Origin of the sequence: Agrobacterium sp. NPDC090273 (genome assembly GCF_044772305.1) — a bacterium.
GTDB lineage: Bacteria > Pseudomonadota > Alphaproteobacteria > Rhizobiales > Rhizobiaceae > Agrobacterium.
Genome location: NZ_JBIVYN010000009.1, coordinates 39,551 through 51,453, shown reverse-complemented (window position 1 = coordinate 51,453; position 11,903 = coordinate 39,551). Strand labels below are relative to the sequence as shown.

Annotated in this window: 8 protein-coding genes; all 8 read right to left on the bottom strand. The window is 57.0% G+C overall.

Features of this window, described 5'->3' with window-relative positions; genetic code table 11:
* Nucleotides 1–18: 18 nt before the first annotated feature.
* The 8 genes from ACIQT8_RS21195 to ACIQT8_RS21160 all read right to left on the bottom strand — a co-directional run bounded on the left by ACIQT8_RS21195 (nucleotide 19) and on the right by ACIQT8_RS21160 (nucleotide 11,707).
* On the bottom strand, nucleotides 19–1,089 hold the full coding sequence (locus ACIQT8_RS21195) for a lipocalin-like domain-containing protein (RefSeq protein WP_400969331.1): 1,071 nt from the start codon (nucleotides 1,087–1,089) through the stop codon (nucleotides 19–21).
* Nucleotides 1,079–3,493 carry an ABC transporter permease gene (locus ACIQT8_RS21190; protein WP_400969328.1) on the bottom strand — a complete coding sequence of 805 codons (2,415 nt, stop codon included), beginning with the start codon at nucleotides 3,491–3,493 and terminating at the stop codon, nucleotides 1,079–1,081. Before ACIQT8_RS21190 ends, ACIQT8_RS21195 begins: the two co-directional genes overlap by 11 nt.
* Complete coding sequence (locus tag ACIQT8_RS21185) at nucleotides 3,490–4,149, bottom strand: ABC transporter ATP-binding protein (protein ID WP_400969325.1); 660 nt, start codon at nucleotides 4,147–4,149, stop codon at nucleotides 3,490–3,492. The genes ACIQT8_RS21190 and ACIQT8_RS21185 overlap by 4 nt, the downstream gene beginning before the upstream one ends.
* A 164-nt stretch (nucleotides 4,150–4,313) precedes the next feature.
* Nucleotides 4,314–6,284 carry a methyl-accepting chemotaxis protein gene (locus ACIQT8_RS21180; RefSeq protein WP_400969322.1) on the bottom strand — a complete coding sequence of 657 codons (1,971 nt, stop codon included), beginning with the start codon at nucleotides 6,282–6,284 and terminating at the stop codon, nucleotides 4,314–4,316.
* 366 nt (nucleotides 6,285–6,650) lie between these two features.
* Entirely contained in the window at nucleotides 6,651–8,180 is a 1,530-nt protein-coding gene (locus tag ACIQT8_RS21175) for an ABC transporter substrate-binding protein (RefSeq protein WP_262526985.1), read from the bottom strand.
* A 25-nt stretch (nucleotides 8,181–8,205) separates the two neighbouring features.
* Nucleotides 8,206–9,033, bottom strand: coding sequence for an ABC transporter permease (locus tag ACIQT8_RS21170; protein ID WP_400969319.1), 828 nt, complete (start codon nucleotides 9,031–9,033; stop codon nucleotides 8,206–8,208).
* The gene (locus ACIQT8_RS21165; RefSeq protein WP_138791819.1) at nucleotides 9,030–10,001 is read right to left on the bottom strand and encodes an ABC transporter permease; all 972 of its coding nucleotides are present in this window, start codon (nucleotides 9,999–10,001) and stop codon (nucleotides 9,030–9,032) included. Before ACIQT8_RS21165 ends, ACIQT8_RS21170 begins: the two co-directional genes overlap by 4 nt.
* Before the next feature lie 2 nt (nucleotides 10,002–10,003).
* Entirely contained in the window at nucleotides 10,004–11,707 is a 1,704-nt protein-coding gene (locus tag ACIQT8_RS21160) for an ABC transporter ATP-binding protein (RefSeq protein ID WP_400969316.1), read from the bottom strand.
* Between the last annotated feature and the right edge of the window lie 196 nt (nucleotides 11,708–11,903).

Here is an 11,903-nt window from a genome sequence, read left to right as displayed (position 1 = left end):
GCGTGCGGATCTTTCTGCTCAGTACCCCGTCATCTCAAGGTACCCCTGTCCGGAAACACTACCCTGAAACTGGATGGGCCCCTCCCAGTATGGCGTGGTCGTACTCATCCAGGATTTGTCGTTCAGCGCTTTCGTTGTGATGTCGAACCCTCGACTGGGTATTCTGACGCGCCACTCGACCGGGATTTGCTTGCCGTTGACATCTGCGGACCTAAGCGGATCGAACGAAATATCCTCAGACGGAATTGGCGACACCTTTCCGTCAGCTGAAATCCAGTTTGCCGACGTGTAACCCGCGCCGCTGTCGCGCAGACGAAAGGCCATGACCTTTTCGCCTGTTGCAAGGTGCAATGAAAACCAGTCCCAGCCTGTCTGGTCTGCGGCAAGCGGCTGAGACGACCATTCCCTATCCAGCCATGCCTCACCTTTGACGTCGACAGATCGCCCATCGAGCACAACAGTTCCGCTGACCTCGTAGAAGGGCTGCGAATAATAATAGCTCGCCTGTCCAGCCAGCGATTTCACGGAGTAACCGCGATCTCCCTGAAGGACCAGCGGCCCCTTTGCCTTGAGCTCGAAACGGTACTCGAAATCCTGCCCGGTTGCGCTGAGCGTCATTTGGTCGAGCTGGTCATTGCCCGCCCCCGTGGCCATCATATTCCAGTCGTCGATCCATGCCTCGAAAGGTGCAACGACAACGCCTGCCTGCCCTACGCCACCCCGCCCCAGCAGTTCCGCAACGTGGTGGCGGCTGGCTGTCGTGACCGCGGCATGACCGATCCAGATTTGCGGATCTGACCATCCCGGCCTTTCACCTGAAGCCAGGGCCGATCGAAACAAAGTCCATTGCGCGCCAAGCCTCTCTCCAGCGACGGTCTCGAGATTGGCTGTCAGATACCACCACTCGATCCTGTAGTCGGAATGAGGTCCATGATCACGCGGAAAGGTGAGCGGGACACCGCGTTGCGGAACAGAAAAGCCCTCGGCATTCGAACCCAGACCTGCAAAGCCCTGTGCAAATGTCATGACCGGGAAAAACGCCAGCACGGCGAATGCGACCAACGCCAAGAACTTCGATCTAACGCTCATTGGCAAACACCCTTAAAAGATCCGCTGGATCGGTTGTTGCCAATCGGCGTACGGGCAGCAGCACGGACAGGATCGCGGCGACCAGAGCGATCATACCAAGCCACAACCAGTCCATCGGAAACAGGATCAACGGCAGGCGCCAGCCGAACGCCTCAACATTGACGACGGACAGCAGCACCCAGGCAAGAGCAAGTCCCACCGGGACGGCGGCAACAAACGTGGCAAACCAGAGGGCGAGCGTCCGGGCGATCTCAAGCAAAGCCAGGTCGCGACGTCTAAGCCCCATCGCCCAGACTGGGGCAAGCTGTGGCAGCCGGAGAGATGACAGGGTCAAAAGGCTCGAAAACATCGCAAAGCCTGCAACCGCGAGCGTGAGGACGTTGAGAGCGCCTGTCACGGCAAAGGTCTGCTCGAAGATTGCGGCCGATTGCCGCTTCAGGGAAAGCTGATCAACGATATTGGTCTCGGGCAGACCGAAGTCCGCAGCCAGACGGCGTCTGAATTCCGCGACGGTCTCCGGCGCCATTCGCAAACCATAGCGCAACTTCGCAACGGTGGGGTAATGACGTACGAGAGCATCCAATCCCACCATCACCTGACCGTTTGGGTTGCCGTAATCGGAAAAGACCCCCACCACCTTTGTACGCCAACCTCCGGGAAGCTCGATCTCCTGTCCAAGTGTCGCCCTGCCAGCGCGCCAGAGTTGCTCATTTACCAGTGCGCCTTTTCCATCGGCGACATCATCCCAGGCATCTGGCAGACTGACAATGATCGGCCAGTTGTCGCGATAAGTCGGATCATCGGCGACACCTGCTATCTGCATATGGCGGCCGGCAACGTCTGCCTCAATGCTCCAAATGGGAAGAACCGCACTGACATGGCTCGGAAGCCATTGCCTGAGGCGCGCAGCCTCGCGCTCATCACGCGCCGTGACATAAACTTCCGCAGCAAGCCGCTGATCAAGCCAACCGAGAAACGTCTGGCGAAAACTCGAGACCATCGTTCCAACTCCAATGTTGGCAGAGAGTGCAAGTAAGAGAGCCATTAACGCCAGTGACAGGCCTGGAAGCTGCTGGCCGGTGTCTGCCCAGAACCATTCGACCAGTACAGACCGTGACATCCGCTGGGCAGCGCCCATGCAGAATGCCAGGCCAGCTGGCAGAATCAGAGCCACCCCCAGAAGAAGGCTGCCAAGGAGTACAAAGCCCAAATAGAGACCGTGCCCGACAAGAGCCAATACCGCCGATACGAGTAGGAGCATCAAGCCGCTCACCGCTTGGATGGTGAGGCTCCGTGTCGAAGCCCTTGCCCAGGCTCTTTGCTGCGCAGACGCCAGGATTGGCATCGACCAGACCCGCCACAAGCTCTGGACCGAAGAAAGTGCCGTGCCGAAAAGCGCCATTGCCAGCCCGGCCGCCCACCATTCCGGTCTCAAGGACAAGGCACCCGGAACACTCGCGCCATAAAGCCCGCGTAACGTAGCAGAAACACCCGGCAGCAATGCCGAGGCGACAAAATAGCCGATGATCACACCGATCAGACCGGACAGAAGCGCAAAAGCCGCGATCTCGAGAACCAGCATGGCCGTCAGCGCACGGAGAGAAACGCCGGCCGACCGGAGCGTACGGAACGTGCCGCGCCGCTGTTCGAAAGACAGTCCCGTCGCCGAATAGACGATGAAGAGACCGACAACAAAAGCCAGAAAGCCGAATGCGGTCAGATTGAGATGAAAACTGTCAGTCAGACTGGAGACGTCGGGGCGTTCGCCTGCGGCACGTATCGACAGTTCCGGTGCGAGCGTTTCGAGCGAGGTGAGACCAGGTCTTTGTATGGGCGCAACAACAATCCTGCTTAACGCACCGCCCCGGTTGAGCAGGCGATCGGCAACACCGATGTCGACGAAGGCCGCGTCGTCGGGAAGATCCGTGGCTGTCTTAATGGACAGACCACCGACATCTTTGAGGCGGCTGGCCGTTGCGGCGGAGACAATCAGTTGCCCCGGCTCTCCGACGAAGGCAACGAGATCAGAGGTGCCGGTGACACGAAAACCACCTCCTCCTCCACTTGCCGGCATACTCAGCGGATCGATACCGATCAGCCGGATACGAACCTGCCCGAACCTACGATCACCTTCGATGACAGGCGAAACGTTCCAGCCAGCCCTTCTAAGCCTTGAATAGACTTCTGTCGGAATGCCTCTGCCGTCCCTGTCCACCAGTTGAACAAAGTCATTCTGTTCCAGAACCGATGCTGCCCGCCCATAACTTGCCCGCGCCTCAGCGTTGATCGCCTGCACCCCGGACCAAAGCGCCGTCGCCAGTGCCACACCAAGAATGAGCGTTACGAACTGAAGGGGCCGGTAGCGCCAATGCGAAAGGAGCGCCCGGAAGGCGGGCCAACTCATGCCACCACCTTTCCGCCATGCAGCAGGACGCGGCGATCGAGCTTGTCGGCCACGCGGCTCGAATGTGTAACAAGAAGAAGCGCCATTCCAGCGTTCCTGGTGAGGTCAAGCATGACGTCGATAACGATATCAGCCGTCACTTCGTCAAGATTACCGGTCGGTTCGTCAGCGAGTACCAGCGCAGGTCTTGCCGCGAGTGTGCGGGCAATCGCGACCCGCTGTTGCTGACCACCGGAAAGCTGTTCCGGATAACGTTTCAGGAACGGGTCAATGCCGAGCGCCTGAACCATTTCACGTTCCCAGGCAGGATCAAAACGACCGGCAAGCTTGGCATGGAAAGAGACATTCGCGGCAACGTTGAGGCTTGGGATCAGATTGAATTGCTGGAAGACGACGCCGACATCAACGCGGCGATAATTGGCACGGCCGGTATCATCCAAGTGGGCGATCTCACGCCCATTCACAACAATCGTGCCGCCATCGGGTTTGTCGAGGCCTCCGACAAGATGGAGCAAAGTGCTTTTGCCACTGCCGGACTCGCCGGTCAGTGCAAGGCTTTCGGCCGAATTCAGGCGAAGATCAACACCACGCAATATCTGCGTCGGACCTTCCGCCGTTAAATAGGATTTGGTGATATCGGTCAGTATCAGGGTCATGGATGTCCCGGGCGCAAGCCATGTGTGTTTCGCCTGACTTTATCGGGAACTACACTCACTCGGCAATAAAGCCGTTTCGCTCACGCCAAACGCTCTATACCTGATAGAAAACCACGAGGCGCTTACGCGGCCTCGTGGTTGCCGTGATGATAAGAGAGATTACCTCAGAATTCCTGCCATTCACTCATGTCGAGTGCATTGGCACCCGACGTCATGGCATAGCGCGGCTTCGGCTGACGTTGCTGCGAGACGACAACCACTGGTGCCGGACGTGCCTGATTGGCGACCTTGAACCGGCCGACAAGCTGCGACAGCCCAGCCGCTTCTGCCGAAAGCTTGTGCGTAGAGGCAGAGGTCTCCTCAACCATGGCTGCATTCTGCTGCGTGACCTGGTCCATCTGGTTGACGGCTGTGTTCACCTCGGCAAGCGCAGTCGCCTGTTCCTGCGATGCTGTCGCGATAGAGTGGATGCGATCATTGATCTGGGCAACGTAGTCGCTGATTTCGGTCAAAGCGCCGCCTGTGTCCTCAACGAGCGTGACACCAGACTGAACGCTGGTGGCGGAGCGGCTGATCAGAACCTTGATGTCCTTCGCTGCCACGGCCGAACGCTGCGCCAGTTCCCGTACTTCCTGGGCGACAACCGCAAACCCCTTACCGGCTTCACCCGCACGAGCTGCTTCGACACCGGCGTTCAAGGCAAGCAGGTTGGTCTGGAATGCGATTTCATCGATAACATTGGTGATCTGAGCAATTTCGTCGGAGGCATGCTTGATTTCCGCCATGGCGGTGATGGCACGACCAACGACGTCCGAGGACTTCCCGGCGCGGTCCTTGGCTTCCGACACAATCCTGGTTGCTTCGTGAGCACGATCGGTCGATTGCCGCACCACTGTCGTGATTTCGTCTAGAGCTGCGGAAGATTCTTCAAGCGCCGCGGCCTGCTGTTCGGTTCGCTTGGAAAGGCTATCCGAAGACGTACGAAGTTCTTCGCTGTTCGCGTTCAACGTATCACTTGCGGTGCGAATTTCGCCCACGGTTTCCTGAAGGCTCGCAATCGTGTTGTTGACGTTTTGCTGAAGCTGCTGGAACACGCCCTTGAACTCGCCCGTCATCGTCTGGGTGAGATCACCGCCAGCCAGGAGGCGAACGACCCGGTTGGTCTCGTCTACGCCGGTTTCAACCGACTGCACGAGTGTGTTGATATTGGCGGCAAACTGGTCAAGAGCGTCATCACCATAGCTCGTTCCCACTCTTCTTGAAAAATCGCCGGCTGCCGCAGAGGTCACGACCACAGCCATCCCCTGCTGCAGGCTGTCGCTCTTTTGCCGCATCGCCGCTTCCTGGGCGTTCATGCGCTGCACCTCAAGGCCGTTCTGCTTGAAGACCTCGACTGCCGCTGCCATTTCACCGATTTCGTCTGAGCGCTGCAAAAACGGTACGTCCGCGCGGAAGTCGCCAGCGGCCAAAGTCTTCATGACGCTCGTTACGGTTCTTATCGGATTGCTGATCTGATGCGTCGCGATGTAGAACGCGATCGCTCCGCCGCCAGCAAGTCCGATGATTGTGACGGCGGCCATAATGACCAGTACGCTGGACTGAAACGCCTGGAGGTCGGAACTGATTTCAGCAAGCTTCGCCTGGTTCTGATTAACGACGTCGTCGATTTCTTTCTGATAATGCTTTCTGTTGGCGCGATTTTCTTCGGTGTTGCCGTGAATGTTCGAGGCCGCTGGCCCCTCAGTTACGGCGATGCGTGCCGTCTCTGTCCGGAAGCGGGTAAATGCCGTCGCTTTCTCACGCAGCTCCGAAAAGTCCTTTTTCTGCTCTTCAGGAACCAGAGGCTCCCAGGCATCAAGCAGCGTGTTCATCTTGGCCAGCGATGCGAGCGCACCATCCGCAAACGGCTTTGCCTCTTCGACTGTGGTTGCGGCATACGTGCCGCGAAGGTCCATGACGACCGCCGTGACAAGCTTGTTGAGCGCTTCGCCGTTCAGCGCACGATTGGCTGAATTTTCAAGCCGATCGACACGGGCATCGTAAATGCTGAGGGTGTAAAAACTGATGGTGCCAATGGTGAGCGCAGTCAGCGCCATCACCGCGACGATCGAATAGATCTTGCCACGAATGTTCATGGTTGCTCCGGAAGTATGCAGAATTTTTGAGGGAGGTTGGAGCCTTCATGGCTTCGCGATCGCTTAATTAGTCATAGATGATTAACGCAATATGACCTGGCGCCAATTGATTTGCCGCCTTGAAAACTAGTTGTTGGCGGCACGTTTGAGGCGTGAGATCGAACGTAATACCGGATCGCTATCCAGCTTGAAGTCTTTTTGAACTGAAGAAGTTCGCGAGCGCGGCGCAAGGCGTCATCAACTCATACGCCGGCGGAGAAAGGGCGCGACTGTCGCCAGGGGGCGATTGCGGGAAAAAGAAAGTACAATGTGTCTCAGGAGACAACTGCCGGGCACGCATATCGCTACGCCCGGCAGGTCTGGTGCTTATTCGACCTTGGTATTCTCGATGCTCAGGCCCGACTGGAAGGTCAAGAAGCCCGGCATGTTGGTAAAACCAGTCACACCTTTTTTGATGGCGTAGTTCTGCTCGCGCCACATGAAATAAACCAGCGGTGACAGCTCCAACGCGCGATCGACGAATTTGTCGTAGATCTTTTCCCGCTCGGCCTTGTCGACCGTTGCCCGTCCCGTATCCAACAGCTCATTGATTTGCTGATCGTTGAAGTAAGGGGAATTGTTAGTTCGGACGAGCTTGTCGCCACCGTAATAGTAGTTGCTCAGCCAGTCAGCGTCTGTGATTTCACCCAGACTTCCCAGCACTGTAAAATCATAGTCTGCGGAGGTTGCCTTCGCCATGCGGCTGGCCCAATCCGGCAGATCGAGCGTCACCTTGATGCCAATTTTTGCGAGTTCAGACTGGATTGCGACTGCGGTGTTCTGGTGGAAGCTATATTGCGACGACGCCAGCAGACGAACCTCGAAACCGTCTGGATAGCCCGCCTTCGTCAAAAGCTCTTTCGCCTTGGCGACATCATGTTTGAAGTAGTTCGCCTTGGCGTCGGAATACCCCATGTATCCCTTCGGAATGGCAATGCCATAAATCGGGCTTCCCAGACCGTTGAACGCCGTATTGATGATGACACTGCGATCCACGGCATAGGCAATGGCCTGTCTGACCTCTGGCTTCGAAAACGGCTCGAACTTGGTGTTGAATTGCAGCCCCATGAATGGACCGGTATTTCTGAGAAGTTCTGTCTCCGGACCTTTTTCCAGGTCGGCGGCATCCTTGGCAGGTACGTAGTCGATAATATCGACATCGCCAGACTTTAGCGCGTTTACGCGAGTGTTTTCATCACTGTAGAAGACATAGTGCACTTCATCGAGATCAGGCTTGCCCTGCTTGTAGTAGTCATCGAATTTCTCGACAACGATTTCGCGTCCACGGGTCCAGCTTCCAAACTTGAATGGTCCGGCACCAACCGGCGTCGCAGTCGGGTTGTTTGCGTTTTTCGCGAGCCATGCGGCAGGGACGATGACCGATTCCGGCAACGCAAGATAATCAACGAGGGCGACCGACGGCTTGGATAGCGTGAGCTTTACGGTCTTCTGATCCGGCGTCTCAATCTTCGAAATGATAGAAAGCTCGTTGCGGAAGGCAGCCTTGCCGGCAGGATCAAGCATGTGCTCCAGCGATGCTTTCACATCGGCGGCGGTAACGTCCGTTCCGTCGTGGAACTTGGCAGCGCGCAGGTGGAAGGTGAACTCCTTCGCATCGGGACTGACGTCGTAGCTTTCGGCGAGTTCTGGCGAAATCTTGCCATCGATACCGTAATTGACGAGCCCACGATGAATGGCGAGCTTCACTGTGCGTCCGGACGTCCCAGGCTGGACCACGGTATCGAGCGTCGACGGCTCGCCGGATAAACCGAAATACAGTGTGCCATCAGCCAAAGCCGCCGTGGCAGCTAAGCTCAGGAAACTGCTGGCCAAAGCCAGACGGAGAAATCTCTGCATAATTGTTCCCTTTCGTTGTTGTTTATCAGTTTTCGCGAAGTCTGGGGTCCAGGTGATCGCGCAGCGCGTCACCGAGAATGTTGATGGCAAGAACCGTGAAGGCGAGGCAGACCGAAGGCCATACGACATACATCGGGTTCTGACTGAGATAGCCACGTGCCGTTCCGATCATCTGCCCCCAGGACGGTTCCGGCGGAACGATGCCGAGCCCCAGGAAGCTCAATCCAGATTCCAGAAGGATTGCGGCGGCAATCGTCAGTGTTCCCTGAACCACCAGCGGTGAAAGGATGTTTGGCAAGATCGCCTTGAACACGACGCGCAGATAACTTGCGCCCATGGCATGTTCTGCCTCGATGAATTCCTGACGAATGACCTGCAATGTGGCGGACTGTGCGACGCGGGCAAATTGCGGGATGAAAATGATGCCGATAACGACACTGAGACTGACGACACCGCTGCGCCAGAAACCGACAGCCAGAAGCGCCAGAAGGATTGCCGGGAAGCTCAGCATGATGTCGACGGCGCGCATGACGAAAAATGCGGGCACAGGACGGCTGTAGGCACCGATGATGCCAAATGCCGTGCCGCCGATGGCCGCAATCACCGTCGAGACGACCGCAACGAGGATGGTCGGTCGGATGCCGACGAGAAGACGGGAGAGGATGTCACGGCCGAATTCGTCTGTTCCTAGCAGATATGCAACGGAACTCGTCTGGTTCACGGCGTTCTGATTGATCAGCAGCGGGTCATGCGGCGCGATCGCCGGCCCGACCAGAGCGACTGCGAGAACCGCGAGGACGACGAGCAGGCTTGCAAGAACGAGCGGACGGCGAAAAAGAAGAGACGTCATCATGCGCGCTTCCGACGAATACGTGGGTCGAGCAGGCTATAGAGAAGGTCGACGCACAGGTTGATGAGAATGAAGAGAGCGGCGATCATCAGGATGCTGCCCTGCACAAGCGGATAATTTCTGTTCGATACCGCCGTAACCAGAAGCGTGCTGAGACCTGGCCAGTTGAAGAGAGCCTCGACGAGAACCGTTCCGCCCATCAAGTTGCCGAGTTGCAGGCCAACGATGGTCACGATCGGGATTGCCGCGTTTCGTAGAACATGGAGCCAGATCACTCTACGCTCACGCATGCCGCGTGCACGCAACGAACGAACAAAGTCACGACCGAGTATTTCGAGCATCGAAGACCTGGTCATCCGGGCAATCGACGCGGCCAATCCGAGGCCAAGCGTCAAGGCCGGTAACACGAGCTTCTGGAAATGCAGGAATGCGTTGCGGGAAATGTCTGTGTATCCACTCGACGGCAGCCAGCCGAGGTTCAGGCTGAGCAACAGGATCAGGAGTGAACCAAGGATGTAGACCGGTACGGAGATGCCGAGTGTCGACAGAGATGTCAGCAGACCATCGAGAAAACTTCCGCGGCGCAAGGCGGCGGCAATGCCGACAGGAACACCGATAAGTGCCGCAATCACAATCGCAGCAACGGCCAGTTCCATCGTTTTTGGCAGGCTGGCTGCAACGTATTCGATGACAGGATAGCCATCGAGCGAGTTGCCGAGATCACCGGTCGCGGCCCCTCCAAGCCATTTGACATATTGCGACAAGACAGGCTGGTCGAGGCCAAGCTGCTGGCGCATCGCAGCAACCGTTTCCGGCGATGGGTTACTTTCTGGACCAAGCAGCAACAGGACCGGATCGCCAGGCATGATATACATGATCGAAAATACCAGCGTTGCGATCACCCAAAGCTGAATGAGGGCCGTTACCAGCCGTGAGCCGAGGACGATGATGAAGGAAGTGAACGCTTGCATCGTCAGGCCTCCATGAGTTTGGATTGCGCCTGGCCGATTTTCGGCACCGCGCTGAGGAGTGTCCGCGTATAATCCGCCTTCGGGTTGTCGAAGACGTCACGCGCAAGGCCTGTTTCGACGATCTTGCCCTTTTGCATGACTGCAATCGTGTCGCTGACGTGACGGACGACCGACATGTCATGAGAGATGAACAGATAAGTCAGGTCGAACTCGTGCTGCAGATCCTGCAAAAGGTTCAGGACCTGAGCCTGAACGGAAACATCCAGTGCAGAGACCGCCTCGTCACATATCAAAAGCCGCGGATTGAGCGCCAGCGCACGGGCAATCACGATACGCTGACGCTGACCACCCGAAAACTCGTGCGGGAAACGACCGATCGCATTCCGAGGCAGGCCAACCGCATCAATCAATTTGGCGACACTCGCAACACGATCACGACCGCCCTGATGAATGTCGATCGGCGCGGCCACGAGGTCCAGAACGGTTTGCCGCGGATTGAGGGAACCGTAGGGGTTCTGGAAAACAAGGGCGATGTCGCGGCGCGCGGACCGCATCACGCCGCGATCCAACGAAACAAGATCACGACCGTCGAAATTGATCGAGCCGCTATCCGGTTCGATCAACCGCATTACCAGTCGCGAAAGCGTCGATTTGCCACAACCGGATTCCCCGACAAGACCAAGTGTCGAACGGGGCGCGATCGAGAGGCTGACCTTGTCGACCGCACGGAATGCCTGGGGCGTGGCAAGTGCGCTTTCCCGGACCCAATAAGTTTTCGTCAGGTCGCGAATTTCCAGCAATGGGGTGAGTGATGTATCCGCGGATGCGCGCGGTCTGGCCGGTGTTTTGGCAACACTGCTGGTAATGATACCGTCGTGGCCACGCACGATGATCGGAAGCTGGGTCTTGGGCACCGACATTGACGGCATCGAGGCGATCAGTGCCTTGGTGTAATCGTTCTTAGGATCGGCAAAAAGATCGGCGGTGGCCGCCTCTTCCATCAGGTCGCCGTGATAAATGACGGCGACGCGGTCTGCGACCTCATAGATCACGCCAAGGTCATGGGTGATAAGCAGCACCGCAGCGCCGATTTCGCGATTGAGGCCGCGCAGCAACGTCAGAACCTGTTTCTGCACCGTTACATCAAGTGCGGTCGTCGGCTCGTCGGCAATGATGACTTCCGGTTTGCAGGCGACCGCCATGGCAATCATCACACGCTGACACTGACCACCGGACAGTTCATGCGGATAGGAACGCATGCAGCGCGCCGGGTCGTGTATGCCGACCTTTTCCAGCAGCTGCAGTGCGAGCTTTCCAGCTTCACGACGCGATACATTCTCATGCAGCAGGATCGCCTCAACAATTTGCTGCCCGCAGGTGAAGACGGGATCAAGCGACGCCATCGGATCTTGGAAGATCATCGAGATCCGCTTTCCGCGAAGCTTTCGCAGCACGTCTGCCCGAGCGGTTAGAATGTCCACACCGGCAAATTCGACGCGGCCGCTCGTCACGACGGCATTGCGGGGCAAGAGGCCCATCGCAGCCAGCGACATGATTGTCTTCCCGCTCCCGCTTTCGCCGACGAGGCCGAGTATTTCCCCAGAAACCAATGAAAGGGAAACACCCTTCACCGCCGGGCGCAATTCAGACCCGGATCTGAACGCAACGGAAAGATTGTTTATTTTCAGAATTTCCCTGCCCGGCATACCGCGATCCAATCTGCGATGCGCTCCTGACAGACAGGAGCAGGTTCCCGTTTTTTGCTCACTTATGGAGCTTATTTTTTAACATTAGGCACAAAGCTTCAAACTGCGTCAAGCATACGTTTGCATTTTTGGCGTTTCTTTTCATTTTTGGGAGTTTTTGCAGCTTTTTTAGAATTTCTCCCAAAAAGCATCTTGC

Excerpts from the sequence above, each read along its gene's own strand:
- ACIQT8_RS21195 (WP_400969331.1), bottom strand. The coding sequence starts at position 1,089 with ATGAGCGTTAGATCGAAGTTCTTGGCGTTGGTCGCATTCGCCGTGCTG.
- ACIQT8_RS21190 (WP_400969328.1), bottom strand. The coding sequence starts at position 3,493 with ATGAGTTGGCCCGCCTTCCGGGCGCTCCTTTCGCATTGGCGCTACCGG.
- ACIQT8_RS21185 (WP_400969325.1), bottom strand. The coding sequence starts at position 4,149 with ATGACCCTGATACTGACCGATATCACCAAATCCTATTTAACGGCGGAA.
- ACIQT8_RS21180 (WP_400969322.1), bottom strand. The coding sequence starts at position 6,284 with ATGAACATTCGTGGCAAGATCTATTCGATCGTCGCGGTGATGGCGCTG.
- ACIQT8_RS21175 (WP_262526985.1), bottom strand. The coding sequence starts at position 8,180 with ATGCAGAGATTTCTCCGTCTGGCTTTGGCCAGCAGTTTCCTGAGCTTA.
- ACIQT8_RS21170 (WP_400969319.1), bottom strand. The coding sequence starts at position 9,033 with ATGATGACGTCTCTTCTTTTTCGCCGTCCGCTCGTTCTTGCAAGCCTG.
- ACIQT8_RS21165 (WP_138791819.1), bottom strand. The coding sequence starts at position 10,001 with ATGCAAGCGTTCACTTCCTTCATCATCGTCCTCGGCTCACGGCTGGTA.
- ACIQT8_RS21160 (WP_400969316.1), bottom strand. The coding sequence starts at position 11,707 with ATGCCGGGCAGGGAAATTCTGAAAATAAACAATCTTTCCGTTGCGTTC.